This is a genomic window from Micrococcus luteus NCTC 2665 (genome assembly GCF_000023205.1).
GTDB classification, from domain to species: Bacteria; Actinomycetota; Actinomycetes; order Actinomycetales; family Micrococcaceae; genus Micrococcus; species Micrococcus luteus.
In genome coordinates this window covers 2,354,726-2,378,537 of sequence record NC_012803.1, presented here as the reverse complement: position 1 = coordinate 2,378,537, position 23,812 = coordinate 2,354,726, and the positions used below count along the sequence as shown (strand labels likewise).

Annotated in this window: 24 protein-coding genes; 13 read left to right on the top strand and 11 right to left on the bottom strand. The window is 74.3% G+C overall.

The genetic code is table 11. From position 1 onward, the window contains the following. From MLUT_RS22540 to MLUT_RS22530, 3 genes are read right to left on the bottom strand one after another with little or no spacing between them, the layout of a single operon-like run. Positions 1-456 (bottom strand): acyl-CoA thioesterase, encoded by a 456-nt coding sequence (locus MLUT_RS22540; protein ID WP_010079897.1) that lies wholly within the window; start codon positions 454-456, stop codon positions 1-3. Further along, entirely contained in the window at positions 453-1,874 is a 1,422-nt protein-coding gene (locus tag MLUT_RS22535) for an FAD-binding oxidoreductase (RefSeq protein ID WP_012751135.1), read from the bottom strand. The genes MLUT_RS22540 and MLUT_RS22535 overlap by 4 nt, the downstream gene beginning before the upstream one ends. After that, entirely contained in the window at positions 1,855-2,586 is a 732-nt protein-coding gene (locus MLUT_RS22530; RefSeq protein WP_231936616.1) for an NYN domain-containing protein, read from the bottom strand. The genes MLUT_RS22535 and MLUT_RS22530 overlap by 20 nt, the downstream gene beginning before the upstream one ends. Before the next feature lie 400 nt (positions 2,587-2,986). On the opposite strand from MLUT_RS22530, the gene MLUT_RS22525 reads away from it, so the two are divergent. The 3 genes from MLUT_RS22525 to MLUT_RS22515 all read left to right on the top strand — a co-directional run bounded on the left by MLUT_RS22525 (position 2,987) and on the right by MLUT_RS22515 (position 5,924). Further along, positions 2,987-3,649, top strand: a complete 663-nt coding sequence (locus tag MLUT_RS22525) for a GNAT family N-acetyltransferase (RefSeq protein WP_010079901.1) — start codon at positions 2,987-2,989, stop codon at positions 3,647-3,649. A 1-nt stretch (position 3,650) separates the two neighbouring features. Continuing rightward, on the top strand, positions 3,651-5,021 hold the full coding sequence (gene glsA / locus MLUT_RS22520) for a glutaminase A (protein WP_010079902.1): 1,371 nt from the start codon (positions 3,651-3,653) through the stop codon (positions 5,019-5,021). Between the two features lie 123 nt (positions 5,022-5,144). Further along, positions 5,145-5,924 carry a Pr6Pr family membrane protein gene (locus tag MLUT_RS22515; RefSeq protein ID WP_010079903.1) on the top strand — a complete coding sequence of 260 codons (780 nt, stop codon included), beginning with the start codon at positions 5,145-5,147 and terminating at the stop codon, positions 5,922-5,924. A gap of 139 nt (positions 5,925-6,063) precedes the next feature. Here MLUT_RS22515 and MLUT_RS22510 read toward each other — a convergent pair whose 3' ends face one another. From MLUT_RS22510 to MLUT_RS22485, 6 genes are all read right to left on the bottom strand, one after another. Beyond that, positions 6,064-6,729 carry an SDR family oxidoreductase gene (locus MLUT_RS22510; protein ID WP_010079904.1) on the bottom strand — a complete coding sequence of 222 codons (666 nt, stop codon included), beginning with the start codon at positions 6,727-6,729 and terminating at the stop codon, positions 6,064-6,066. A 101-nt stretch (positions 6,730-6,830) separates the two neighbouring features. After that, positions 6,831-7,886 carry a siderophore-interacting protein gene (locus MLUT_RS22505; protein ID WP_010079905.1) on the bottom strand — a complete coding sequence of 352 codons (1,056 nt, stop codon included), beginning with the start codon at positions 7,884-7,886 and terminating at the stop codon, positions 6,831-6,833. Further along, on the bottom strand, positions 7,883-8,752 hold the full coding sequence (locus MLUT_RS22500; RefSeq protein ID WP_012751133.1) for an ABC transporter ATP-binding protein: 870 nt from the start codon (positions 8,750-8,752) through the stop codon (positions 7,883-7,885). The genes MLUT_RS22505 and MLUT_RS22500 overlap by 4 nt, the downstream gene beginning before the upstream one ends. Then, complete coding sequence (locus tag MLUT_RS22495; RefSeq protein ID WP_012751132.1) at positions 8,749-9,819, bottom strand: FecCD family ABC transporter permease; 1,071 nt, start codon at positions 9,817-9,819, stop codon at positions 8,749-8,751. The genes MLUT_RS22500 and MLUT_RS22495 overlap by 4 nt, the downstream gene beginning before the upstream one ends. Continuing rightward, a complete protein-coding gene (locus tag MLUT_RS22490) occupies positions 9,816-10,871 on the bottom strand; it encodes a FecCD family ABC transporter permease (protein WP_012751131.1) in 1,056 nt (351 codons plus the stop codon). Before MLUT_RS22490 ends, MLUT_RS22495 begins: the two co-directional genes overlap by 4 nt. Positions 10,872-10,880: 9 nt before the next feature. Continuing rightward, the gene (locus MLUT_RS22485; RefSeq protein WP_010079910.1) at positions 10,881-11,957 is read right to left on the bottom strand and encodes an iron-siderophore ABC transporter substrate-binding protein; all 1,077 of its coding nucleotides are present in this window, start codon (positions 11,955-11,957) and stop codon (positions 10,881-10,883) included. A gap of 202 nt (positions 11,958-12,159) precedes the next feature. Here MLUT_RS22485 and MLUT_RS22480 point away from each other — a divergent pair, with 202 nt between their 5' ends. The 5 genes from MLUT_RS22480 (at position 12,160) to MLUT_RS22460 (ending at position 16,206) form a co-directional block, all read left to right on the top strand. Next, positions 12,160-12,903, top strand: coding sequence for a ubiquinone/menaquinone biosynthesis methyltransferase (locus MLUT_RS22480; RefSeq protein ID WP_010079911.1), 744 nt, complete (start codon positions 12,160-12,162; stop codon positions 12,901-12,903). Positions 12,904-13,237: 334 nt separating this feature from the next. Further along, positions 13,238-13,966 carry a response regulator transcription factor gene (locus MLUT_RS22475; RefSeq protein ID WP_029248286.1) on the top strand — a complete coding sequence of 243 codons (729 nt, stop codon included), beginning with the start codon at positions 13,238-13,240 and terminating at the stop codon, positions 13,964-13,966. A gap of 94 nt (positions 13,967-14,060) precedes the next feature. Further along, positions 14,061-14,306, top strand: coding sequence for a hypothetical protein (locus MLUT_RS22470; protein ID WP_231936615.1), 246 nt, complete (start codon positions 14,061-14,063; stop codon positions 14,304-14,306). A 111-nt stretch (positions 14,307-14,417) separates the two neighbouring features. Then, positions 14,418-15,638: a HAMP domain-containing sensor histidine kinase gene (locus MLUT_RS22465; RefSeq protein ID WP_238318551.1), complete on the top strand. Its 1,221-nt coding sequence runs from the start codon at positions 14,418-14,420 to the stop codon at positions 15,636-15,638. Between the two features lie 142 nt (positions 15,639-15,780). After that, complete coding sequence (locus MLUT_RS22460; protein ID WP_010079915.1) at positions 15,781-16,206, top strand: WGxxGxxG family protein; 426 nt, start codon at positions 15,781-15,783, stop codon at positions 16,204-16,206. Positions 16,207-16,300: 94 nt separating this feature from the next. On the opposite strand, the gene MLUT_RS22455 is transcribed toward MLUT_RS22460, so the two are convergent. Then, entirely contained in the window at positions 16,301-17,224 is a 924-nt protein-coding gene (locus MLUT_RS22455) for an ArgP/LysG family DNA-binding transcriptional regulator (protein ID WP_012751130.1), read from the bottom strand. Between the two features lie 18 nt (positions 17,225-17,242). Between MLUT_RS22455 and MLUT_RS22450 the strand changes: the two genes are divergently transcribed. From MLUT_RS22450 to MLUT_RS22430, 5 genes are all read left to right on the top strand, one after another. After that, positions 17,243-18,124 (top strand): LysE/ArgO family amino acid transporter, encoded by an 882-nt coding sequence (locus MLUT_RS22450; RefSeq protein ID WP_010079917.1) that lies wholly within the window; start codon positions 17,243-17,245, stop codon positions 18,122-18,124. Between the two features lie 25 nt (positions 18,125-18,149). After that, the gene (locus tag MLUT_RS22445) at positions 18,150-18,620 is read left to right on the top strand and encodes an NUDIX hydrolase (protein ID WP_010079918.1); all 471 of its coding nucleotides are present in this window, start codon (positions 18,150-18,152) and stop codon (positions 18,618-18,620) included. A 58-nt stretch (positions 18,621-18,678) separates the two neighbouring features. Continuing rightward, on the top strand, positions 18,679-20,541 hold the full coding sequence (locus MLUT_RS22440) for an ABC transporter ATP-binding protein (RefSeq protein ID WP_010079919.1): 1,863 nt from the start codon (positions 18,679-18,681) through the stop codon (positions 20,539-20,541). A 178-nt stretch (positions 20,542-20,719) separates the two neighbouring features. Next, positions 20,720-21,715 carry a putative endonuclease domain-containing protein gene (locus MLUT_RS22435; protein ID WP_012751129.1) on the top strand — a complete coding sequence of 332 codons (996 nt, stop codon included), beginning with the start codon at positions 20,720-20,722 and terminating at the stop codon, positions 21,713-21,715. A gap of 118 nt (positions 21,716-21,833) precedes the next feature. Beyond that, complete coding sequence (locus tag MLUT_RS22430; RefSeq protein ID WP_010079922.1) at positions 21,834-22,844, top strand: bile acid:sodium symporter family protein; 1,011 nt, start codon at positions 21,834-21,836, stop codon at positions 22,842-22,844. Between the two features lie 96 nt (positions 22,845-22,940). Here MLUT_RS22430 and MLUT_RS22425 read toward each other — a convergent pair whose 3' ends face one another. Beyond that, positions 22,941-23,801, bottom strand: a complete 861-nt coding sequence (locus MLUT_RS22425; RefSeq protein WP_010079923.1) for a VOC family protein — start codon at positions 23,799-23,801, stop codon at positions 22,941-22,943. Positions 23,802-23,812 lie beyond the last annotated feature (11 nt).

Below are 23,812 nucleotides of genomic sequence, written 5' to 3'. Positions count from 1 at the left end.
TCAGTCCTCGGCGGGGATCAGCACGCGCTCGAAGACGGCGCGCTCCTCGTCGGAGACGGCCACGGGCCGCCCGGCCGCCGGGTCCACCTGCACGAACACGGCGTCGCACAGCACGCAGCGCCGCCCGTCCTGCCACAGCTCGTGGCGCAGCGTGAAGGACGTCCGGCCGATCCGCAGGATCCACACCCGCGCCGTCACCTCGGGCCCGACGTAGACCACGGGCGCCTCGTACTGGACCTCCATGGACCGCACGACGCGCTGGACGTCCCCGGACGCCGTCGTCGTGGCCCACGCGCCCAGGGCGCGCACGCGCGCCTCCTCGGTGAGGGTGAGCAGTCGGGCGTTGTTGACGTGGCCGTAGCGGTCCTCGTCGGACCAGCGCAGCTGCAGCCCGACCTCGAACGGGGTCGGCGTGCCGGCGTCGGCGGGGGTCTCGGGGGTGGTCGGCTGCGTCACGGGGTGAACACCTTTCCTGGGTTGAGGATGCCGTGCGGGTCGAACACGGCCTTGATGCGCTGCTGGAGGTCGTGCTGGGCGTCGCCGAGCCCGTCCCGCAGGAACGCGCGCTTGAGCAGGCCCACGCCGTGCTCCCCGGTGAGCGTGCCGCCGAGTCCCAGACCCGCGCGGAACAGCTCGCCGGCGGCCTCCCACACGTCCGCCGGGATCGACGCGGCGTCCTCGGCCGCGCCACCCACCTGCGCCGCCGCGCCGAACAGCAGGATCGGGTGCAGGTTGCCGTCCCCGGCGTGGGCCGTGGTGGGGATGGCGACGCCGGTGCGTGCCTCGATCTCACGGATCCGCGCGAACATCTCGGCCATGCGGCTGCGCGGGACGGCCACGTCCTCCACGAGCGGGGTGCCGAGGCGCTCGAGTGCGGGGAACGCGGTGCGGCGCAGGGCCATGAGGGCCTCCCCCTCGGCGGGGTCCACGGTCACGGTGACGTCCCCGCCGTGGGCGCGCATGAGGGCGGCCATGGCCTCACCGTCCGCCTCGGCGCCGGCGCCGTCGGCCTGCACCAGCAGGAACGCGCCGGACTCGGGCAGGGCGGCCCCGCGTTCGGGCCCCGCGTACGCGCGCACCGCGGCGAGCGTCGCCTCGTCCATCAGCTCCATCAGGGCGGGCACGTGACCGGCCCCGGTGATCGCCTCGGCCGCGGCGGCGCCCGCGACGACGTCCGGGAAGAACCCGCCGAGCGTCACCGGCACGCCGCACACGGCCGGCCGCAGCGCCAGCGTCGCACCCACGATCACGCCGAGCGAGCCCTCCGAGCCGATCATCAGCGCGACCAGGTCGTAGCCGGTCACCCCCTTGACGGTGCGGTGGCCCAGCCGCAGCAGGGTGCCGTCCGCGAGCACCACGTCCAGGCCCAGCACCGCCTCGCGCGTGACGCCGTACTTGGCGCACAGCAGCCCGCCGGCGTTCATCGCGATGTTGCCGCCCACCGTGGAGATGTCCTTCGACGCGGGGTCCGGGGCCCACCACAGCCCGTGCTCGGCGAGCGCGGCGTTCAGCGCCCCGTTGAGGATCCCCGGCTCGACGACGGCCACGCGGTCCGCGGGGGAGACCTCCAGGATCCGGTCCATCGCGGTCATGTCCAGGACGATCTCGCCCGCCCCCGCGACAGCGCCGCCGGCCAGCCCCGTGCCCGCTCCGCGGGTGACCAGCGGGGTGCGGGTCCCGTGCGCGATCCGGCACGCGGCCTGCACGTCCTCCACCGTCCGCGCGCGGACCACGGCCAGCGGCGCGGCCGGGGAACGACGCCCCGAGCGGTCCGCCCGGGCGGCCTCGAGTGCGGCGAGGGAGACGTCCACGCGGCCGGGCAGCTCCGCCTGCAGGCGGGCGACGACGTCTAAGTCAAAGATCGACGTCGGCATCCTCGTCGTCCTTGGCCGCGACGGAGGCGCTGCTGAGGTTATCCGCGTGCAAGGGGTCCCTGAGATTGTCGGGGTTGGGCCGTACACACTGCCACAGGCCGTCGATATGCTCGTGGAGGCTGTCGGTGATCTGGGCCCACATTGGGTCTAAGACGAAATCAATGCCGGATCGCCGGGCGTGTTTACCAGCTGGGACGAAGTCGCTGTCTCCGGAGATCATAATGATCTGGTTCACGGGCTCCGTGGCGGCCAAAGCCGCGATGTCGAGGCCCACCCGCATGTCCACGCCTTTCTGGGTTATGTCGAGGAGAAAGTCGTCCGCCTCGAGATCGGCGACGGAGATCTCGCCCCGGAGCAATTTCTTCAGCGGCTGGGCCTTGATCTGGTATCCAGACTGTGTCTCGAGGGTTTCCCCCCGCCGGAGCGCGACTTTGCGTTTCTTTAGAAGGGCAGCATGGAAATCCGTCATCCAACGATAGTCATCGGTCTTTGCCAGATTGACCGACTTCTGGGTTAGTGGGTGGTATACGACCTTCTCCGAGGGTGGGCAGTCGTAGTAGAAGATCCGATACAACCGTGAGCGGGTCTTACGCGTATGCCGACGGCAGTATTCGAGCAGTTCATCCGCGCGTGCCTCAGGATCTTTATGGCCGAAGAGCCGCGCCGCTCGCTTCCGGTAAAAACCGCCGTCCACGAGGATGGCCGTGACCACCTCCGTTCGCACAGGAAAGGCTGGTGCTCGAGGACTGGGGGCGACCAGGAGGTCCTCTCCTCGACCGGGTGCCGTGGGGCGGGAAGGGACGGGCGGATGGGGCTTGGGCACGGCGACCTTTCGTAAAGAAAAGGCTCTCGTCGTCGGCGATCCCAGTATCAGGAGGGAGGTCAACGGCGAGAGCGCGTAGGGTCATGCTACTCCCCCGACGGCCCAGGTGCAAGGAGTCGGCGAGTGCCGTCATACATCCGGGTATACGCGGCGGGCGGGGCGTCCGCGGCGGGGGCCGGGGCGAGCGGTGCGGAGGAGTCCATGCCCACCAGTGTCGCCGATCACACGGGGCGGAACGCACGTCGGCCGGTCCGATGACGCGCCCGGCCCCGTCCCTAGACTGGGGGCCATGACCTCCCCGGACCCCGCGCCCCCGCGCCCCCGCGTCCACGTGCTCACCCTGCGCCCGGATGGAGCCCGCGAGGACACCGCCCGCCGCGTGGGCGCCGTCCTCGCCGAGGCCTTCGCCACGGACCCGTACACGCTCGGGCTCGTGCCCGAGGACCGGCGCGAGGCCCGCCTCGAGCGCAAGTTCACCATCGCCGTGCGCCACGGGCTGCGCGCGGGGGCCGACGGCGCCCCGCTCGGCGCCGTGGACGTCGCCGTGGACGCCGACGACGGCACGCTGCTCGGCGCCGCCGTGTGGACCTCCCCCGCCGCCCCCCGCGGGGTCGACGTGCCGGGCCTGGTGGCGGGGCTGCCCACCGCGGTCGCCGTCCACGGCCGCCACACCCTCGCCCTGAAGCGCATCCAGGCCGCCTGCGAGCGGGCCCGCCCGGCGGGCCGGCACTGGTACCTTGAGGAGGTCGGCGCCGTCCCGTCCGCCCGCGGACGCGGGGCGGCGAGTGCGCTGGTGCGCCACGGCCAGCGCCGCGCGTCGGGCCTGCCCGTGCACCTCGAGGCGTCCGTGCCCGCCACCGTTCCGTTCTATGAGCGGCTCGGCTTCCGTGCCACCGGCCACGTGCCCGTGCCCGGGGGCGAGCCCCTGACCTGCCTGCGCTGGGAGGCCTGAGATGAGACACCCGATCCCCGACTACCTGGCGAGCCTGATCACCGAGCTCGGCGCCGTGAACCCGGGCGAGACGGCCCAGTACATCCCCGTGCTCGCGGAGGCGGACCCGGACCGCTTCGGCATCGCGCTGGCCACCCCCACCGGGCGGCTGCACTTCGCGGGGGACGCGGACGTGGAGTTCACCATCCAGTCCGCGTCCAAGCCGTTCACGTACGCGGCCGCGCTCGTGGACCGGGGCTTCGCCGCCGTGGACCGGCAGGTGGGGTTGAACCCCTCGGGCGAGGCCTTCAACGAGCTCTCCCTCGAGGCGGAGTCGCACCGCCCGGACAACGCCATGATCAACGCCGGCGCGCTCGCGGTGCACCAGCTGCTCGTGGGACCGCAGGCGAGCCGGGAGGAGCGGCTGGACCGGGCCGTGGAGATCATGTCCCTGCTCGCCGGGCGTCGGCTCTCGGTGGACCGGGAGACGTACGAGTCCGAGATGGCGGTCTCGGACCGCAACCTCGCCCTGGCGCACATGCTCCGCAGCTACGGGGTGCTGCAGGACTCCGCCGGGGAGATCGTGGCCGGGTATGTGGCGCAGTGCGCCGTGCTCGTCACCGTCAAGGACCTCGCCGTGATGGGCGCGTGTCTGGCGACCGACGGCATCCACCCGATGACGGGCGAGCGAGTGCTGCCGTCCATCGTGGTGCGGCGCGTGGTGTCCGTGATGACCTCCTCCGGCATGTACGACGCCGCCGGGCAGTGGCTCGCCGACGTCGGGATCCCGGCCAAGTCCGGGGTGGCCGGCGGTGTGCTCGGCGCGCTGCCGGGCCGCGTGGGGATCGGCGTGTTCTCGCCGCGCCTGGACGAGGTGGGCAACTCGGCGCGCGGCGTGCTGGCGTGCCGCCGCCTCTCCGAGGACTTCCGGCTGCACCTCATGGACGGGGACAGCCTGGGCGGCACCGCCGTGCGCTTCGTGGAACGCGAGGGTGACCGCGTGTTCCTGCACCTGCAGGGCGTGATCCGGTTCGGCGGCGCCGAGGCGGTGCTGGACGCGCTCACGGACCTGCGCACCGGTGCGGAGAAGCCCGGCACCGGCTGGGACGCCGCCGTCTACCCGCGGTGGCAGGAGGCCGCGGCGGACAGCGCGGCGCTCTCGGCCGCGACCGGCGGCGGGGCGGTGCACGAGGCCGCCGCCGTGGCCGCCCAAGACGAGAACGACGGGCCCATCCGCACCGTGGTGCTCAACCTCGAGCGGGTGGACTGGATCGACGACGTCGGCCGACGGCTGATCGCCGAGGGCGTGCGCCGGCTGCAGGCCGACGGCGTGCGCGTGGAGGTCGAGGATCCGGAGCGCATCCTGCCGCTGGAGGAGGCCGGCGCCCACTGAGGCGGCGGGGCGGGCAGGAGGGGGCGCGGCGATGTTCTCCGTCTCGCTCCCTTTCGTTCAACTGCTGTTCATGTGAGAATGGGCGGTCTCATCCCTTGACCCCGCTGTTCGAGGACGACCCCCATGCCCCTGTCCACCCTCCGCGTCAGCCTGCCCTCCCTCCGCCGCACCCGCCCCGCCCCACAGGGGGTCCGTGAGCGGATCGCGCACGTCGTCGTGTCCCGGCTGCAGCCGCGTCCCGTGCCGCCGGTGGACCGTCGGAGCCGCCTGGCGTGGCAGGTCTCGGGGGCACTGCCGCTGATCGGGTGCCTGACCTCGTTCCCCATCGGCATGTCCAAGGACTCCATGGTGATCCCGGGCGTCGGCTATCAGGGCGGTTTCCCCGCGGGCTGGTCCCACGCCCTCAACCAGCCGGCGTACTTCACGTGGCTGTCCAACGCGCTGGTCGCGGGCACGTCGCTGACGCTGGCCGCGCGTCGTGAGGCGCCCACGTCGGACCTGTTCTGGGCCGTGCGCACCGCCGGCCTCGGCTCGGTGATGGTCACGGGGATCGTCTACAACGCGGTGCTGCGCGGCCGCGAACAGGACACCTTCCTCTACCGGTTCAACGACGCGCTGCAGCACATCGTCAACCCCGTGCTCGCCCCGGCGGTGTGGGCGCTGTTCGACCCCCGCGGGCAGATCACGCCGCGGCGCGCCGGGCTGGCCTCGGTCATCCCGCTGATGTGGGCGGCGGCGACCATGGCGCGCGGGCCCCGCATCGACTGGTACCCGTACCCGTTCCTCGACGTGCCGCGGCTCGGCCGACGCAGCGTGGGCGTCGTGCTCGCCGGGATCCTGGCCGGCTTCACCGGGCTCATGGGTGTGCTCGGCACCGTGGACCGCCGCCTCGGCCTGGCCTGAGGGGCGGTCCCCGGCGCTGGCGGCCGGCGCCCGGCGCTTTCGAACGTGAGAGAGGGCCTATCTCACGTTCGAAAGCCCCCATTCGCCCCCTTCCACGTTCGAAAGCGCGGGTGGGAGGGCTGACGACGGCGGCGGCGCGTCAGTCACCGCGGACGGCCTCGGCCACGGGCACGTCGCCGTCCACGAAGTCGATCTTCCGGCCCACCGTGCCCGGCTCATTGAGCACGGCCACGATCGCCCGGGCGACGTTGCCGCGGCTGGCCCCACGCTGCGAGGCGTCGGAGTCGGAGAGGTCCGGGTCCACGGTGATGCGGCCGGACGGCTCCTCGTCGGTCAGGGCGCCGGGACCGAGGATGGTCCAGGCCAGCCCGGAGTCCCGCAGCGCCTCGTCCGCCTCGGCCTTGGCCTGCGCGTAGGTGTAGAAGGGGTCGTCCTCGGGCACGTCGTGGTGCAGGGACGCGCCGAGGTAGGACACCATCACGTAGCGCCGCACGCCCGCGGCCTCGGCGGCGCGCATGCTGGCGACGGCGGCGTCGTGGTCCACGGCCCGGGTGCGCTGGGCGTCCCCGCCGCCCGCGCCCGCGGAGAACACGACGTTGTCCGCGTCGCGCAGCGCGTGGAGCAGCTCCTCCTGGTCCGCCTTCTCGATGTCCAGGACGAGCGGTTCGGCGCCGGCGGCGCGGACGTCCTCGGCGTGGTCGGGGTTGCGGATGATCGAGACGACGTCGTGGCTGGCCTCCGCCAGCAGAGGTGCGGCGAGCAGGGCCACCTTGCCGTGGCCGCCGATGATCACGGTGCGGGTCATGGGGATCTCTCCTTCGGTTCGATCGGGTGCTGGACTTCCACAGTAGGGAGAGCCCGCCGCCGGTGCGAGGGCGGAGCGGCGCGCGACCGCCACCCCACTCCTCAGCTCTCCGCCTGGCCCTCCCGCCAGTAGCCCATGAAGGAGACGTGCTTCTTCGGCACGCCGCCGGGGCCCACGCTGAGCCGGCGCAGGGCGCGCACCATCGCGGACTCCCCTGCGAGGAACACGTAGGCCTCGGGCCGTTCGTCGGCCTCGAGGGCGGCGACGGTCCACTCGCGCTCGACGGAGGCCGCGGGCGGCGCGACCGGCCCGCCGGCGTCGTCGGGGTCCACGCCCAGCAGGGCGGCGAGGCGGGCGTGCGCCCAGGACCCCGACGGCGCCCCCGGCGCCCGGCGGCCCACGTGCAGGCGCACGCGGCCCCGGTCCGCCAGCTCCGTCACGGCCCGCCAGTCCCACGGCTCGGGGACGGCCAGGCGCTCGGCGATGAGGTCGGCGGCCTGACCGTCGTGGGGCAGCTCGAGCACGAGGTCCGCCTCGCCGTCGAACCCGCCGAACGGGTCCGCGAGCTCCTCCGCCACGGACACCAGGGCGGGGACGGCGGTCTCGTCGCCCACGGCCAGCACACGGTGCGCCCCCGTCTGCCGCCAGCCGGACCACGTCGGCGCCTCCGCCGAGGGCACCAGGACGTTGACCGCGTCCCCCGCCTGGACGGCGCGCGCCCAGCGCAGGCCCGGCCCCTGATGCGGGTCGGCGGGGTCGTCCGGGTCGCCGTGCAGCACCACGTCCACGGTCAGCGAGGGCACCTGCCGCCCGTCGAGCCGCACGAGCCCGGCCGAGCGCACCGTGTACGTGCGCATCCAGCCGCGCTCCTCCTCGGGGATGGCCAGGAACCCGGCGCGGAACCCGGCGGACAGGTCCGGGTCCGCCGACGTCCCGCCCGGCGGGGGGATCAGCAGCTTCACATAGGCGTCCCGGCGCGGCCGCGCGCCCCGGTACAGGGCGTGCAGGTCGGCGACGCCGGGCGGCAGCAGTCCCAGCAGGTCCCCGCTGGCGGCCTCCAGGTCAGGCCCCGCCAGCACGATCCGCCGGAACCCGCGGCACGGCTGCTCCACGGACACCACGCGCGTGTGCGCCACGATCATGCCGTCGGCGCTCATCGGCGGTCCCCGTTCCCGCGCGGCAGCACCACGGGGTGACCCAGCAGCGGGTCGGCCACCACGTCCGCGTCCAGGCCGAACACCTCGGCCAGCACCTCCGGCACGATCACCTCGCCCGGCGTGCCCTGCGCCACCACCCGGCCCGCGGCCATCGCCACGATGTGGTCCGCGCTGCGCGCCGCCAGGTTCAGCTCGTGCAGCACCGCGACGACGGTCGCCCGGCCCCCGCCACGCGGGTCCGGGAGCGCCCGCACCAGGTCGAGCACCTCCACCTGATGGCTGAGGTCGAGGTAGCTCGTGGGCTCGTCGAGGAGCACCACCGGGGTCTGCTGGGCGAGCACGAGGGCGAGCCACGCCCGCTGCCGCTGCCCGCCGGAGAGCGTGCCGGCCTCACGCTCGGCGAGCTCCACGAGGCCGGTGCGCTCGAGCGCCGAGGCGATCGCGGCGTCGTCGCCGGCGGCCCGGCCGCCCAGGAGCCCGCGGTGTGGGTGACGGCCGCGCGCCACGAGCTGCGCCACCGTCATGCCCTCGGGCGCCACGGGATGCTGGGGCAGCAGCGCCACGGTGCGGGCGTAGTCGCGCGCGGACACGCGGGCGGCGTCCCGGCCGAGCACCTCGATGCTCCCGGCGCGCGGGGCGAGCTGGCGGGTCAGGCCGCGCAGCAGCGTGGACTTGCCGCAGCCGTTGGCGCCGATGATCGCGGTGACGCGCCCGGCGGGCACGTCCAGGTCGAGGTCCTCGACGATCGGCGGTGCCGAGGCCGGGCCGTAGCCGAGCGTCAGGCCGCGCAGGCGGATCGCGACGTCGTCGGCGGCCCCGGTGCGCGGTGCGGCGGGGGACGGGACGGTGAGCGGGGGAGCGGTCATGCGGAGCGCACGCCTCCTGGGGTCCGGCCCTGGCGCAGCAGCAGCCAGAGCATGAGCGGGGCGCCGGCGGCGCCGGTGAGCACACCGGTGGGCAGGGCGGCGCCGGTGAGCAGGGGGACGGCCTCGCCGGCCACGAGGTCCGCGAGCAGCACGAGCGCGGCGCCCGTGAGCGCCGCCGCGGGCAGGGAGGGCAGGCCGCGGGTGAGCCCGCGCGCCACCGGGGTGGCCAGCAGGGCCACGAACGCCAGCGGCCCCACGACGGCGGTCGCCACGGCGGCCAGCACCGCGCCGAGCCCCAGCGCCGCGGCCGAGGTGGGGCGCGGTCGGGCGCCGAGGGCGTGCGCGAGGTCCGGGCCGACGTCGGCGGGGGCCAGCCGCGCGTGGAGCACCCCCGCCAGCGGCAGGGCGGCCACGAGCACGCCCGCGAGCATCGCGATGCGCCCCCACGTGACGCCGTTGAGCGAGCCGGCGATCCAGACGGTGGCCGACTGCAGGTCGTGCTGGGCCAGCGAGAGCATGGCCCCGGCCACCACGGCCTGGCCCGCCGCCGCCACCGCGATGCCGGCCACCACGAACCGTTCGCCGCCCACCGAGCGGGCCGTGGCGAACACGGCGACCACCGCCGCGAGGCCGCCGATCAGTGCCGTGGCGGCGCGCGTCAGGTCCGATCCGCCGCCGGTCTGCCCGGCGGTCGCCAGCATCCCCAGCACGACCGCCGCCGCGGCGCCCTGGGTGACGCCCAGGATGTCCGGCGAGGCCAGGGGGTTGCGCAGGGTGCGCCGGTAGAGCGCGCCGGCCGCGCCCAGGGCGGCGCCGGTGAGCACCGCGGCCACGGCGCGGGGCAGCTTCTCCTCCAGCACGATGAAGCTCGCTCCCGGGATCGTCTCCCCGGCCAGGATCCGCACGAGGTCCGGGACGGTCACCTGGTACGTGCCCCACACCACGCGCAGCAGGGCGAGGACCAGCACGGCCACGGCGAGGCCCGCGCAGGCCCCTCCGAGGCGGCGCCGGTCGGAGCGGCGCAGGCGGGCGACGACGTCGTCCGAGGCGGTGCGCTGGAGGCTCATGCGGCCACCCCCGGGCGGCGCAGCAGCGCCAGCAGCACGGGCACGCCGAGCAGGACGGTGGTCACCCCGAGGTGGATCTCCCCGGGCGCCACGACGAGCCGCCCGGCGAGGTCCGCGAAGATCACGAGGACGGCGCCCCACAGGGCGCAGCCGACCATCAGGGCCCGCGTGCTCGACGGCCGCAGACGGCGCAGCGCGTGGGGCACGAGCAGCCCCACGAACCCGACCGGCCCGGCCAGCGCCACGGCCGCGGCCGTGAGCAGCACGACCGCGCCCAGCAGCACCGCGCGCACCCGCTCCGGGCGCCCGCCCAGGCCGTGCGCGAGATCGTCGCCGAGGGCGAGGGCGTCGAGCCCGGGGGCCACGGCGACGGCGGCGAGCAGCCCGACGGCGATCACGGGCGCCAGGGCGAGCGCCTCGCCGAGGTCGGCGCGGGCCACCGTGCCCACGGCCCAGAACCGCAGTCGGTCCTGGACCGTGGGGGAGAGCACGAGCAGCGCCGTGGTGCCGGCGGTGGCGCCGGCGGTGAGCGCCGCGCCGGCCAGCACGAGCGCCATGGGGGAGGGGGCGCCGGGCGTCCGGCCCCTCCGCGTGGCGGCCGCCGCCACCGCGTAGCCGAGCGCCGCCGCGATCAGCGTCCCGACGGCGGCCAGCGCCAGCACCCCGAACGTGGAGCCGGCGACGCCGAGCGCCATGCCCGCCGCCACGGCCAGCCCCGCGCCGGCGGAGAGCCCGAGCAGCCCCGGGTCGCCGAGCGGGTTGCGGGTGGCCCCCTGCAGGGCGGCGCCGGCCACGGCCAGCGCCGCCCCCACCAGCGCCCCCGTCACCACGCGGGGCACGCGGGAGGCCACGGCCGCCGCCTCGATGCCCTCCGGCACGGGGTGCCCGGTGAGGACCGCGCCCAGGGTGTCGAGCGCCGTCGTCGCCGGCACGGTGCGCGCGCCGAGGGCGACGCCGGCCACGAGCGCCGCCAGCAGCAGCGCCGCGGGCAGGGCGCCCATCAGCACGCCCGCGCGGACGCGGGTCGGGGAGGAGAGGGCCGTGGACGGCATGGGGAGGGATCAGCCCTGCGCGGTCTTCGCGGCCTCGGCGATCGGCGGGACGACCTTCTCGAGCGCGAACGGGATGGACAGCGGGGAGATCGCGGAGACGGAGAGGACCTCCTGCTCGTCCGTCTGCAGGACGAGGGTGCCGGCCTTCACCGCGGGGATCGAGCCCAGCAGGGGGTCGGACTCGATGGTCTCGCGGACCGAATCCTGGGCGGCCCAGGAGACGAACACGTCCGACTCCAGCTCGTCCGCGCGCTCGGGCGACCACGTGAAGAAGAACGCCTGGTCCTCCGGGGAGTTCTCCGTCACCACCGGCGCCTGTTCCATGCCGAGCAGCTCGAGGAACTTCGGGCGGTTGTCCACGTCCGTGTAGATGCTGATCTGGTCCGCGGCGGCGGGGTCGATGGTGCCGTAGACGAAGGACGCGCCCTGGAGGTCCGCGTGCTTCTCGCCGGCGTCCTTGATCTGCTGCTCGAGGTCCGCGATGAGCTCCTCCGCCTCCTGCTCCTTGCCGAGCACGCGGCCGATGACCTCCGTGGACTGCTGCCACGAGGTGCCGTAGGCGGGGACGTCCTTCGGGTAGGCCACGGTGGGGGCGATCTTCGAGAGGCGGTCGTAGTCCTCCTGCGTGATGCCGGAGTAGACGGCGAGGATGACGTCCGGCTTCACGGCGGCGATCGCCTCGGCGTCGATGCCGGAGGCCTCGGACCACTGCACGGGCTTCTGGGCGCCCTCGGTCTCGGCGAGCTTCGCGTCGAACCAGTCGGTGGACTTCTCCGCGTTCCCGCCGAACTCCACGGCGGCCATGCCCACCGGCACCACCCCGAGGGCGAGGGCCACGTCCTGGTTCACCCAGGACACGGTGGCCACGCGGGTCGGGCGCTGCGGGATCTCGGTGGTGCCGTAGACGTGCTCGATGCTGCGCGGGAACGCGGCGTCCCCGCCCGCGGCGTCCGACGACGACGCACCGGCCGACGAGGACGAGGCCGAGCCTCCGGCCGGGCCGGTGGAGCACGCGGCGAGCAGGAGGGTGAGGCCGACTCCCCCGCCGGCGAGGAGGGAGCGGCGGGACAGGGGGGACGGTGCCATGGTGGTGGCCTTTCACGGTCGCGACGCGCGGGCGCCGGGCGGAGGGGGTCGGGTCTGCGGTCGGAGGATGCGTCGGCCCGGCTGGGCCTGCATTAGCAAACACCGACGTGAGGTAACTCCGGAAGGTTAGGACAACCTAACGCCTCTGTGCAATCCCGGGGAGGGGCGTCGTCGGGGGAGGTGGGCGGGATACGGTGGCCTGGTGAGCCAGAACCCCCTCCCCGCCCCGCGCGGCGACGCGCAGCGCGGCGCCGCCGACCACCACGACCGGGTCTCCGCGATGTTCGACGCCATCGCCGGCCGCTACGACCTGATGAACGCCGTCATGACATGGGGTCAGGAGCCGCGCCTGGTGCGCCACACGGTGGCGCGGGCCAACATCCCCGCGCAGGCCCGCGTGCTCGACCTGGCCACCGGCACCGGCGACCTCGCGTTCGAGGTGCTCAAGCAGCACCCCGACGCACAGGTGGTGGGCGCGGACATCGCCGCCGAGATGATGGAGGTCGGCCGTGCCCGCGCGGGCGGGGACCGCATCGAGTGGGTCGTCGCGGACGCGACGGACCTGCCGTTCGAGGCCGACTCGTTCGACGCCGTGACCCACGGCTACCTGCTGCGCAACGTCGCGGACATCCCGGCGACTCTCGCCGAGCAGTTCCGCGTGCTGCGCCCCGGCGGCTGGGTCGCGGCCCTCGAGACGTCGCCGGCGCCGGACAACGTGCTCAAGCCCTTCTCCTCCTTCTACATCCACCGGGTGATGCCACAGCTGGCGAAGCTGATGGCCGACCGGCCGGAGGCCTACGCGTACCTGTCCTCCTCGACGAAGGCGTTCCACACGCCGGACGAGGTCGCGGACCTCTTCGCGGACGCCGGCTTCGTGAACATCGGGCACGAGACCCACATGTTCGGCACCCTGGCCACGCACTGGGCCATGAAGCCGGTCGACTGACGCCGGCCACGCGGCGCGGCGTGGGCGTGAGGCGGCCCCGGTGGCGCCGCCGGATGCGTCAGGGCTGTGACGAGTCACGCTGATGTCCGCGTTCCGAGAAGACTCTGGGCCGACCCGGCTGGTCCGCGTAGCATGGGGCTCCGTCGAGGGGGGATCCGCGCACCCCCCGGCCTCCGGTCGCCGCCCGTCCGCCATCCCCCGGAACGGCGTCGCCCCTCCGTCGCGAGGCGCTCGTCCCCCGCAGCCCGCGACGTCCGCGTGGGCACCGTGAACCGTCTCTTGAACGTAGAGGAACCTTGTGAGCCCCATCCAGAGCACCACCGGCCCGTCATCCATGGCGGAGCTGAAGAAGGTCCTGCCCGAGCTCTCGCACCCGGACGGCGCGCCGGTGCGGGTGCTCGTCGTGGACGACGAGCCGATGATCGCCGACCTGCTCTCCATGGGCTTCACCCTCTGCGGCTGGGAGGTGATCGTGGCCCACGACGGCGCGACCGCCGTCGAGCTGGGCACCGCCGGCCGGCCGGACCTGGCGATCCTGGACGTCATGCTGCCGGACATGGACGGCCTGGACGTCCTGGAGCGCCTGCGCGCCCACTGGTCGGAGATGCCCGCCATGTTCCTCACCGCCAAGGACGCGACGGAGGACCGCGTGGCGGGCCTGGCCGCCGGCGGCGACGACTACGTGACCAAGCCCTTCTCCATGGAGGAGGTGCTGATCCGCGCCCACCGGCTCGTGCAGCGCTCCGGCGTGGTCTCGGGCGGCTCCGAGGTGCTCGTGGTCGGCGACCTGGTGATGAACACCCGCACCCACGAGGTGACCCGCGGCGGCGACGAGATCGAGCTGACCGCCACGCAGTACAACCTGCTGAAGTTCCTCATGGCCAACGTCCGCACGGTGCTCTCCAAGGAGCGCATCCTGCAGGACGTCTGGGGCTACGACTTCGGCGGCCGCGCGAACATCGTCGAGCTGTACATCTCCTACCTGCGGAAGAAGATCGACGCGGACCGGGATCCGATGATCCACACCATCCGCGGCGCCGGGTATGTCATCCGGCCTGCCTGAGACCGCCACGGTCCCGTCGGGGCACGGCAGCACCCGCCGCACGCGACCCACGTCGCTGGCCCGACGCATCGGCGCCGGCGTCCTTCTGATCCTGGTGGCCACCATCACGGCCTACTCGTTCTTCGCGGCCGGCATCACGAAGGCCCTGCTGACCGAATCCGCCTCTCGGGACGCCTCCGAAGCCTGGATCCGCGCCTCGGAGCAGCTGACGGCCCCCTCGCCGGGCGGAGGGGGCGACGCCGGCCCCGGGGAGGGGTACCTGCGCGCGCCGGGCACCCTCGGCCAGCCCGAGGGCACGGTGGTCGCGCTCGTCCCGCTCTCCGGTCTGGAGGCGCATTAGCAGGACGCCCTCACCGGGCACCGGGTCGGTGACGCCGGGGAGTCCGTGCCGCTCACGGCGCGGGAGGCCCACGACCTTCTGCACGCCCTCCGGGACCGGCCGGGCGGGCCGATGCTGGACGCCGTCGTCGACGACGTCTCCTATCGTGTCCAGGCCCAGACCCTGACCGCGCCGGGCCCCTGGGTGGCCGCGGACCAGGTGCTCGTGGTGGGGGCGCCGACGGGCGCCATGTCCGACGTCGCACGGCAGGCGCTGATCGCGATCACCGTCGGACTGTCCGTCACCGTCCTCACCACCGCGATCCTGGTGACCCTGTGGCTGCGTCGGGGCCTGGCCCCGCTCCGCGAGGTCGCCGCCGTCGCCGAGCGGGTCGCCCAGGTGGACATGGCCCGCGCCGGGCTCGACCCGGAGGACTCACGCATGCCGCCTCGGCTCCTGCAGGGTCCGGACGAGGTGGCCGTCGTCGCTCAGGCGCTCGACCGGTTCACCGGCTCGGTCGAGGCGGCCCTGGAGCAGCGCCGCGTGCAGGAGCAGCAGATGCGCCGGTTCATGGCGGACGCCTCCCACGAGCTGCGCACGCCGCTCGCCTCGGTGCGCGGCTACGCCGAGATGATCGCGATGACGGAGGAGCTCTCCGCGACCGGCCGGCGGTCGCTCGGCCGGGTGCTGTTCCAGGCCGACCGGATGGCCACCCTCGTGGACGACATGCTCCTGCTCGAACGGCTCGAATCCGTCTCGCGCGGCCGGGCGATGGGCCTGGAGCCCTCCGGAGAGGTGGCGCTGGCCGAACAGGTGGACCTGTCCGAGGTGGTCCTCGAGGGCGTGATGGACGCCCGCGCCGCGTGGCCGGACCACACGTGGGTGGTGGACCTGCCCGAGGGGGCGGAGCCGGGCACCCAGCGGTCCGTCACCGGCGACCGGTCGCAGCTGGCCCGCGTGGTCGGCAACCTGCTCTCCAACGCGGCCAAGCACACCCCCGTCGGGACCACCGTCACGGCCTCCGTGCGGCAGGACCAGCCCCGGCCCGGCTTCATGCTCGTCAGCGTCCACGACGACGGCGGCGGCATCCCGGCCGACCGACACGCCACCCTCTTCCACCGCTTCGTCCGCGGCCCCGGGACGGGCCGGACGGACACCCCGGGTACGGAGCCGTCCACGGGTCTGGGTCTGGCCATCGTGCGCTCGATCGCGCGCAGCCATGGCGGAGACGTGACCGTGGCGTCCGAGGGCGGGTGGACGCGCTTCGACGTCGTCGTGCCCTGCGCCCCGGGGCGCGCCGGGCCGGGGGCTGCGGGCTCCTGCTGCGGCCCCGCCCGGGCCGGCCGGCCCTGACCCCGGGTCGGCGACCGTTGACGGCCCCCCATCCTCCTGTGCGTACGGTGCTTGTGCATGACCCAGAAAGGGTCGTCCGGGACTTCCGGCCGATCCTTCCCGACGCCGGTCGGCGCAAGCCGCCGGTGAGAGGAGCACGATCATGACCGACATCCGCCGCACCGCCACCGCCCTGACCCTCGGCGCCGCCGTCCTCACCGGCCTCGGAGCCCCCGCCGCCGTCGCTCAGACCACGGCCCCGGCCACCGAGACCGCCACCACGGCGCCGGCCTCCCAGTCGCCCGCTCCCCAGCAGGAGGAGAAGGACGACAACGGCAACTGGGGCCTGTGGGGCCTGGCCGGTCTGCTGGGCCTGGCGGGCCTGGCCGGCCGCCGCAAGCGTGAGGTGCACGCCGAGCCCGTGCGCCGCGACCACCACGTGGCCGGCGCGCACCGTGACCATGACGTGCACCGCGTGGACGACCGCGCCGGCGACGTGCGCACCGAGGGCGTGGACGCCCGCCGCCGCGAGGCCGACGGCACCCTGGGCGACGCCACCCGCCGTCCGGGCACCGGCGACGGCCGTTGACCCGACCCCGGCCGCGTCGAGCGGCCCGTGACCGCGACCCCCGCCCCTGAGGCGGGGGTCGCGGCGTGTCGGGGGCAGGTCTCGAATGCGCTCCTCAGTCCGCGGCGTCCCCCGCCGAGGGCGCGGCGCGCAGCACCGCGTCCGTGAGGCGGTCCAGGGCCGCGGTCCCGGCCGTCCAGCGCTGCCAGTGCAGGTGCACGTCGGCCGCGCCGAGGGCCGGGATCGGCTCGAGGTCGGGGTGCCGGCCCTCGAGCACGCCCGGCGGGATCTGCGCCGAAGGGAGCATGCCCCAGCCCAGCCCGAGCTCCACCGCCCGCAGATAGGCGTGCACGGAGGGCACCAGATGCGTCGGCGGGACGATCGCGGGGCGGCCCCGGGTGACGCGGCGCAGCACCGTGCGCTGCAGCCCGTCGCGGGGGCCGTAGTCCACGATCGGCAGCGAGCCGAAGTCCACCCGGCCCCGCGCGTCGCGGTGCAGCTCCAGCAGGAAGGACGCGCACACCGCGTGATAGCGCATCGTGCCCAGCGGGGTGGAGCTGCACCCGGCCACGGGCGTGGGGTCGTCCGTCACGGCGGCCACGACCGCGCCGTCCCGCAGCAGGACGGCGGTGTGCTCCTGATCCTCGGACTGCATCTGCAGGACGACGTCGTCCCACGTCGCCGCCTCGCGCAGCACGGGCTCCCACCACGTGTCGAGGGAGTCCGCGTTGAGGGCCACGCGCAGCGGCACGCGGCCTCCGTCGCCCCGGCCGAGCGCGGCGAGCGCCTCGTCCTCGAGTGCGAGGGTCTGCCGGGCGAGACGGAGCAGGCGCTCTCCGGCCGCGGTCGGCCGGACGGGGACGGTGCGGGCCAGGAGCACCTGGCCCACCTGCCGCTCGAGGGCCTTGATCCGCTGCGAGAAGGCCGAGCCGGAGATCCGCAGGGAGTCCGCGGCGGCGTCGAAGGTGCCGTGGTCGACGGCCGCGACGAGGGCGCGCAGGTGGTCGGAGTTCATGCGGTCCAGGGTAGGGGTGGTCATGAAGGATGTCTTCAGATCTTGAAGAAGATCGCGATGGCACGGACGTGGGACGGCTCCTATCCTCGCTCGGTGACCATCTTCGCCACCGGATTCCTGACCTACCTCGCCCTCATCGTCGCCATCGGCGCGCAGACCCTGTTCCTGCTGCGCCAGATCGTCCGACGCGACCGCGTGTGGACCGTCCTGACCGTGTGCTTCGTGGCCGATGTGGCGCTGCTCGTGCTCGGCGCCGGCGGCGTGGGCGTGGTGGCCGAACGCTGGCCGTGGCTCGTGCCCGCGCTGACCGTGGCCGGCGTGGTCTACCTCCTCGCGTTCGCCGTGGGCGCGCTGCGCTCCGCCTGGCGCGGGGACCGGACCCTCACCACCGCGGCCGCGGACGTCGAGGGGACCGGGCACGGCCCTGACCGCATCGACCTCGCGGTCCTCACCGGCGAGCTGCCGCTGATCGACCCGGCGACCGGCCGCCTGGCCGATCGCGAGCCGGCCGGGGCCGGCGTCGGCCGTCACGACGACGGCGCGCCCGGCTTCGGCACCCCCTCGGGCGGTGGGTCGGTGGCGGTGCGGCAGCGCGTGCAGCCGCGCCGCGTGGCGTTGGACCGCCCGCAGACGCCGCTGCCGCGGATCATCCTGCTGGCGCTGTCCGTCTCCCTGGTGAACCCGCACGCCATCCTCGACACCGTGGTCATGATGGGCACCTTCGCGCAGACGTTCGGGGCGGCGAAGTGGGCGTACGTGGGCGGCGCGGTGGCGGCCTCGCTCGTCTGGTTCACCGCGCTCGGCTGGGGCGGGACGAAGCTCGCCCCGTCCATGGACTCGGCGCGGACGTGGCGGATCGTGGACGCCGTGGTGGGCGTGCTCATGCTGGGAATCGCCGTGAAGGTGGGGCTCACGCTCCTCTGAGCCGCCCGGGGAGGATGATGGGGGCATGAGTCCTTCCCCCTCCGACTCCGCCCGCACGCCGACCGTCGCGGCCGGGGAGGTCATCCGCGTCTCCGCCGTCGTGCTGGCCCGCCCGGACCGCCGCGTGCTGACCGTCCGCAAGGCCGGCACCGCCATGTTCATGTTCCCCGGCGGCAAGCACCTGCCCGGCGAGGCCCCCGTGGACACCGCCGTCCGCGAGGTGGCCGAGGAGACCGGGCTGCGCCTGCGCCCGGACGAGCTGACCCGCCTCGGCGCGTGGGACACCGCCGCCGCCAACGAGCCCGGCGCCGCCCTGCACTCGGAGGTGTTCGCGCTGTGGCGGCCCGTCGCCCGGCACGAGGTCCCCGAGCCGACGGACGAGATCGTCGAGCTGCACTGGATGGACCCCGCCGCCCCGGCCGCACCCGGCGGGCACGGCGTGGCCCCGCTGCTGCACCCCGTGCTCGCCGCCGTCGCCGCCACGCCCCCGTTCTGATGTCCTGGCGGGCCGACCGGCCCACCGAGAGGTCCGCCCCGGCCACTAGCCTGGCCCGGTGACGTCGCTGCTCCGCATCCTGCGCTTCGCGCCCCAGCTCCACCGCCTCTACCTCGGCATCGCCGTCAGCTCCGTACTGGCCGCGGTGCTGGCCCTGGCCACCCCGTTCCTGATCGGTGCGGCCACGGACCGGATCGTCGCCGCCGTCGCGGGGGAGACCGGTGTGGCCGAGGCCGTCACCGCGGTGACCTGGCTGGCGGTCGCGTTCCTCGCCGTCGAGGTGGCGACCACCCTGGTGGTGAGCGTCGGCGGCTACTGGGGCGACGTGATGGCCGCGCGCATGCGCACCATCCTCTCCACGCGGTACTTCGAGCAGCTGCTGCACCTGCCCCAGCGGTACTTCGACACCGCGATCACCGGGCGGGTCGTCAACCGGTTGAACCGCACCATCAACGAGCTCACCCAATTCCTGCAGTTCTTCGCCAACAACGCGTTCACCATGCTCATCACCACCGCCGCGGTGCTCGTGATCACGGCGTTCTACTGGTGGCCGCTGGCGATCCTGCTGGCCGTCGTCTTCCCCGTGTACATGTGGCTCACCGCGCGGACCTCCGCGAAGTGGCAGGTGTGGGAGGGGGAGAAGAACACGGAGGTGGACATCGCCTCGGGGCGGTTCGCCGAGGTGGTCTCCCAGATGTCCGTGGTGCGGGCCTACAACCGGCAGGATCACGAGCTCACCGGGTTCCGCGACCGGTTCCTGCGGACCGTGGGGATCACCCGGCAGCAGTCCCGGTTCTGGCACGGCATGGACGCCGGGCGGCGGCTCGCCCTGAACGTGGCCTTCGGCGCGATGTACCTGATCGTGTTCGTCCGCACCGCGCAGGGCCTGTTCTCCGTGGGCGACATGGTGATCCTCCTGCAGCTGATGAACATGGCCCGGCAGCCGATCTTCTCCATGAGCTTCCTCGTGGACTCCGCCCAGCGCGCCGTCGCCGGGTCGAAGGACTACTTCGAGGTGCTCGCCGAGGAGCGCGAGCGGGCCGGCGGGGCGGCGCTCGCGGTGGTGGGTGCGGACGCACCGCGCGTGCCGGCGGAGCCGCGGGCCGACGTCGTGCCGGGTGCGCCGGACATCCCCGCGGACGTGCCGGCCGTGCGCTTCAACGAGGTCTCCTTCGCCTACGACGCCGACGCCTCCCGCCCCGTGCTGGACCGCGTGTCCTTCGACATCCCGCAGGGTGCCAGGGTGGCGCTCGTGGGCGAGTCGGGCGGCGGGAAGTCGACCATCGCGCACCTGCTGCTGGGTCTGTACCCGGTGACGAGCGGACGCATCGAGGTGTTCGGACAGGACGTCGCCGGGCTGGACCCGGCCGCGCTGCGCGGGCGGATCGCCACCGTGTTCCAGGAGCCGAGCCTCTTCTCCGGGACGGTGCGCGAGAACATCGCCTACGCGGACCCCGGCGCCTCCGACGAACGTGTCCGGGCCGCCGCCGAGGCTGCGTACGCGCACCGGTTCGTGGAGGCGTTCGACGACGGCTACGAACAGGTGATCGGCGAGCGCGGGCTGCGGCTGTCCGGCGGGCAGAAGCAGCGGATCGCGGTGGCGCGGGCCGTGCTCAAGGACGCGCCGATCCTCGTGCTGGACGAGGCCACCTCCGCACTGGACACGAAGTCCGAACGGCTCGTGCAGGCGGCCCTCGAGGACCTGATGGTGGGGCGGTCGAGCCTGATCGTGGCGCACCGGCTGAGCACGATCGCGTCCGTGGACCGGATCGTCACGCTGCGCGGCGGGCAGGTGCAGGAGATCGGGACCCCGGCCGAGCTGGCCGAGTCCGGCGGGATCTACGCGCAGCTGCTCGAGCTGCAGAGGGCCGGCACCAAGGAGGCCCGGAAGATGCTGAAGGAGTACGGGCTCAGCGGGTGATTCAGGAATCTTCTGCGGATCCGACCCTTCCGAGCGCTGCGCGGCGGCTCAGAAGGGTCAGATGTGCAACGGATTCCCCGCGAGCGGCAGGACGCCCACGACGACGTCGGCCCGGCGCCGCCGCACGGCCTGTGGACAACCCGACCCGTCGGCGTCGGGAGCGAGCAGGATCGGGGCCATGCGCGTGCCCGGACCCTTCCCCGCCCACCTCCAGGACGCTCCGTTCACGCGGGCGGAGGCGCTGGCCGCCGGGGTGTCGGGGTCGCGGCTGCGCAGCCGGGACGTCGAACGCGTCACGCACGGCCACTACCGCTGGATCGGCCCCGTCACCGGGGCGACGCCGCCCGCGCGTCCCCTCGCCACCGAGCTGTCCCGGCTGCAGGACCTGGCGGCGATGCGTCCCGACGTCGTGGTGACCGGAGAGTCCGTGGCCCGGCTGCTGGGCTGGCCCCTCCCGGACGACGTGAAGGCCCGGGTGCGCCCCACCGTCCTGCGGTCCCGCACCCGCCGGGTGCTGCGGGAGCCCGGCGTGCGCACCCGGCTCGTGGACCTGGACCGCGTCCTCGTGCGGCGGGACCGGCTGCATGGACTGCGCTGGACCTCTCACGCCGACACCTGGTTCCATCTGGCCACCGTCCTGGACCGGGACGCGCTCGTGGCGGTGGGGGATCGGCTGGCACGGGAGGACGAGCGGCGGGGGAAGGTCGCGCTGGCCACCCGCCGCGAGCTCGGTGCCGCGCTCGAGCGGCACACGGGCGAGGCCGGGATCGTGCGGGCGCGGGAGGCGCTGGCGCTCGTGCGCACCGGTTCCGACTCCCCGGCCGAGACCGAGCTGCGCCTGGCGCTGATGGCCGCGGGGCTGCCCGAGCCGGACCTGCAGATCGAGCTCTGGGACCCCGACTACTCGCTCTGGCACCCCGCGAGCGCGGACCTCGGCTACCGGCGGTGGCGGATCGCGATCCACTACGAGGGCAAGACCCACGACGGCGCCGCGCAGGTCGGCAAGGACACCCGCCGGGACGCGGTGTTCCTGCGTCAGGGCTGGCTCAACATCCGGGTGGCGGGGACGGACCGGTGGCGGGGATTCGTCGAGACGGCGGCGTTGGTGCGGGCCGCGATCGCGGAGCGTGGCGGTCTCGACGCCGGTGGCGCGGAGGATCGTCTGCGGACCTGACCCTTCTGGGGCGGGAGCGGACGTCCAGAAGGGTCAGGGGCGCAGAAGATTCCGGAAGGCCGACGACGGCGCCGCGTCACGCGACGACGCACCGCGGCCCCGCTCTTACCATGACGGGATGACCGCACCGGATCCCGCCCCCACCGACGCCCGCCGCGCGGAAGACCGCTCCGCGCGCATCGCCGTCACCGTCTTCCCGCTGCTGGTGCTCGCCGCCGCGCTCGTGGGCTTCCTCGCCCCGACCGCCGCGAAGACGCTGCTGCCCCAGGTCAACCTGTTCCTCGGGATCATCATGTTCGGCATGGGCCTGACGCTGACCCTTCCGGACTTCGGCCTCGTCGCCCGCCGGCCGCTGCCCGTGCTGCTGGGCGTGGTGGCGCAGTACGCGATCATGCTGCTGCTGGGGCTCGGCGTCGCCGTCGTGCTCCAGCTGCCGCCCGAGCTCGCGGCGGGCGTGATCCTCGTGGGCTCGGCCCCGGGCGGCACCTCCTCGAACGTGGTCAGCTACCTCGCCCGCGCCGACACAGCCCTCTCCGTGGCCATGACCTCCGTGTCCACGCTCCTGGCCCCGTTGCTCACGCCGCTGCTCACCCTGTGGCTGGCCGGCCAGTACATGGCCGTCGACGGCGGCGCCATGGCGAAGTCCATCGTGAACATCGTGCTCCTGCCGGTCCTGGGCGGACTCATCGTGCGCCTGCTGCTGGGCCGCGTCGTCGACCGCGTGCTGCCCGCCCTGCCGTGGGTCTCGGTGGTGTTCATCGCACTGGTGGTGGCCGCCGTCGTCGGGAACAGCGCCTCGCGCGTGCTGTCGGCGGGCCTGCTGGTGTTCGCCGCGGTGGTGCTGCACAACGGGCTCGGCTACCTGCTCGGCTACGGCGCGGCGAAGCTGTTCCGGCTGCCCACGCCCGTGGCGCGCACGGTCTCGATCGAGGTCGGCATGCAGAACTCGGGCCTCGCCGCGGGCCTCGCGGCGCAGTACATCTCGCCGGCGGCGGCCCTGCCGGGCGCCGTGTTCTCGATCTGGCACAACCTCTCCGGGGCCGTGCTCGCGATGGCCTACCGCCGCTCCGACGGCCGCAGGGCCGCGGGCGTCCCCGGCTCGGCCCCGGCGAATCGTCTGCGGAACTGACCCTTCCGAGGCGGGATCGGACGCCCAGAAGGGTCAGATCCGCAGACGATTCCGGACGGTCGACGGTCGACGGTCGTCGGTCGACGACGGCGGCCGTCAGCCCTCGGCCGGCGGCTCGTTGATCTGGAACGTGGCCCCGGCGGGGTCCTGCACGGTGGTGACGCGGCCGAACGGGGAGTCCTGGGGGCCGTCCAGGACCGTGCCGCCGTGCTCGCGGATCACCTCGAGCGCGCGGTCCGTGTCCGCCACGGCGATGTACATGCGCCAGTACCCCACGGCGTTCGGCGGCAGCCAGGCCCGCGCGTCGCACAGGCCCGCGGTCGCGCGGTCGAACGGGTGGTTCGTCGCGTAGCGGGGGCCGTCGTGGGCCGCGTCCTCGGCGTCGGCCGCGGTCTGCGTGTCCTCCGGGGCGTCGTCGTCCCCCATCAGGGTGGGCTGCCAGCCGGCCACGGCGCGATAGAACTCGGCGGACTCGTCGAAGCGGGTGGTCATGAGCTCGAACCACACGGAGGTGCCGGGGGTGAGCGGCAGATCGTGGCCGGGGAAGGTGCCGGACTGCCAGAAGCCCACGACCTCGTGGCCCGGGCCCTCGGCCACGGCCATCACGCCGAGGTCGCCGACGGGCATCGCGTCCACGAGCACCGCGCCGCCGTTCTCCCGCACCGCGGTGAGGGTGGCGTCCATGTCCTGCGTGCGCAGGTAGACGGTCCACGCGGCGGGCGGGGCGTCCTCGCCGGTCATCCGCGAGAGCTGGTCGGCGTCCATGGCGCCGCCCACGGAGGCGCCGTCCTTGGTGATCATCCGGTAGTGGCCGAACTCCTCGCCGGAGTCGGTGAAGGTCCAACCGAAAAGGGCCTCGTAGAAGGCCCGCTGGCGGGCGAAGTCGGGGGCGGTGTAGTCGATCCAGGCGGGGGATCCGGCGGGGGCGGGCGGGGTGGCGTGGGTGCTCTCGCTCATACGGCTCAGCG

Coding starts and splice junctions, on each gene's coding strand:
- MLUT_RS22535 (WP_012751135.1), bottom strand. CDS start 1,874: ATGCCGACGTCGATCTTTGACTTAGACGTCGTCGCCCGCCTGCAGGCG.
- MLUT_RS22525 (WP_010079901.1), top strand. CDS start 2,987: ATGACCTCCCCGGACCCCGCGCCCCCGCGCCCCCGCGTCCACGTGCTC.
- glsA (WP_010079902.1), top strand. CDS start 3,651: ATGAGACACCCGATCCCCGACTACCTGGCGAGCCTGATCACCGAGCTC.
- MLUT_RS22515 (WP_010079903.1), top strand. CDS start 5,145: ATGCCCCTGTCCACCCTCCGCGTCAGCCTGCCCTCCCTCCGCCGCACC.
- MLUT_RS22510 (WP_010079904.1), bottom strand. CDS start 6,729: ATGACCCGCACCGTGATCATCGGCGGCCACGGCAAGGTGGCCCTGCTC.
- MLUT_RS22505 (WP_010079905.1), bottom strand. CDS start 7,886: ATGAGCGCCGACGGCATGATCGTGGCGCACACGCGCGTGGTGTCCGTG.
- MLUT_RS22500 (WP_012751133.1), bottom strand. CDS start 8,752: ATGACCGCTCCCCCGCTCACCGTCCCGTCCCCCGCCGCACCGCGCACC.
- MLUT_RS22495 (WP_012751132.1), bottom strand. CDS start 9,819: ATGAGCCTCCAGCGCACCGCCTCGGACGACGTCGTCGCCCGCCTGCGC.
- MLUT_RS22490 (WP_012751131.1), bottom strand. CDS start 10,871: ATGCCGTCCACGGCCCTCTCCTCCCCGACCCGCGTCCGCGCGGGCGTG.
- MLUT_RS22485 (WP_010079910.1), bottom strand. CDS start 11,957: ATGGCACCGTCCCCCCTGTCCCGCCGCTCCCTCCTCGCCGGCGGGGGA.
- MLUT_RS22475 (WP_029248286.1), top strand. CDS start 13,238: ATGGCGGAGCTGAAGAAGGTCCTGCCCGAGCTCTCGCACCCGGACGGC.
- MLUT_RS22465 (WP_238318551.1), top strand. CDS start 14,418: ATGCTGGACGCCGTCGTCGACGACGTCTCCTATCGTGTCCAGGCCCAG.
- MLUT_RS22460 (WP_010079915.1), top strand. CDS start 15,781: ATGACCGACATCCGCCGCACCGCCACCGCCCTGACCCTCGGCGCCGCC.
- MLUT_RS22455 (WP_012751130.1), bottom strand. CDS start 17,224: ATGACCACCCCTACCCTGGACCGCATGAACTCCGACCACCTGCGCGCC.
- MLUT_RS22445 (WP_010079918.1), top strand. CDS start 18,150: ATGAGTCCTTCCCCCTCCGACTCCGCCCGCACGCCGACCGTCGCGGCC.
- MLUT_RS22435 (WP_012751129.1), top strand. CDS start 20,720: ATGCGCGTGCCCGGACCCTTCCCCGCCCACCTCCAGGACGCTCCGTTC.
- MLUT_RS22430 (WP_010079922.1), top strand. CDS start 21,834: ATGACCGCACCGGATCCCGCCCCCACCGACGCCCGCCGCGCGGAAGAC.
- MLUT_RS22425 (WP_010079923.1), bottom strand. CDS start 23,801: ATGAGCGAGAGCACCCACGCCACCCCGCCCGCCCCCGCCGGATCCCCC.